We start from the raw sequence: 959 nt of genomic DNA, 5'->3' as shown, positions 1-959 counted from the left end.
CTGACGGGCATAAAAACATGTAAATAAATTCCGTACTTGTATTGACTTTAAAGGCGTAATCACCGATAATTAAATCATCGGGAGGCAATACCGCCGCCCGAAAAATTGCCGGTATCGGCGCTTTAAGGAGTACACCATGACTGATATTACGACCCCTTCTGTTTATGTTGGCACTTACCATAAATACAACTGCGGAAGCATTGCGGGAGCCTGGCTCGATCTGACCGATTTTGATAGCTCAGAGGAGTTTTACGAGCGCTGCCGCGAGTTACACGCAAATGAGGCTGATCCAGAATTTATGTTCCAGGATTGGGAGGGTATTCCGTCTGATATGGCGTCAGAGTGCCATATCAACTGGGATTTTATTAACGGCTTTAAACAAGCCCGCGAGGAAGGAAACGAAGCGGCGTTTGTGGCCTTTGTTGATCTGTTTAATAGCACTGATTTCGACCTGTTTAGAGATGCCTATATGGGCGAAGCTAAGGACGAAGAAACTTTTGCAGAGGAATACCTGAATGATAGCGGTCTACTGAATGAAATTCCTGAATCCGTAGCCCGATATTTTGACATCGTAGCCTATGCGCGGGATCTGTTTATTGGGGATTTCAGTTTACATGACGGACACGTATTTAACATGACTTGCTGAAACCTAGTCCCCCGCCACGCGGGGGATATTAAACACCGCTCTAATTAATCGCCGGTATCGGCAAACAGCCATCTGGGCGGCTGCGCCGCCCCTTTGCTGCTGCTTGCCGGTGATCTCTCCAGCTCATGTTCTGCCATTGCGCTAAATCCTGATGCCACACAGGGCGTTACCCCTTCGGGGCCGCTCTGCTGTGCTGCGCATCGAGCCGGTTCCCGTCTCGCCCCGCCCCTTCGGGGTGCCAACGCCCTTCAGGCGTCGGCATCCTTTGCCAGTGCGCTATTGTGTTATCCGTGGATTGTGCAGCTCAGCGGGG

The 959-nt window shown here is 50.7% G+C and carries 1 protein-coding gene; it reads left to right on the top strand.

Translation table 11 applies throughout. The features are described from left to right. Positions 1-136: 136 nt before the first annotated feature. Positions 137-646 (top strand): antirestriction protein ArdA, encoded by a 510-nt coding sequence (locus LZP96_RS23905; protein WP_000129958.1) that lies wholly within the window; start codon positions 137-139, stop codon positions 644-646. The last annotated feature ends 313 nt before the right edge of the window (positions 647-959 follow it).

This window comes from Huaxiibacter chinensis, from assembly GCF_022171985.1.
Lineage (GTDB): Bacteria > Pseudomonadota > Gammaproteobacteria > Enterobacterales > Enterobacteriaceae > Enterobacter > Enterobacter chinensis_A.
This window is presented reverse-complemented; position numbering and strand designations above follow the sequence as displayed.

Bases quoted from the DNA above. Each gene is read 5' to 3' on its own strand.
- LZP96_RS23905 (WP_000129958.1), top strand. From the start codon at position 137: ATGACTGATATTACGACCCCTTCTGTTTATGTTGGCACTTACCATAAA.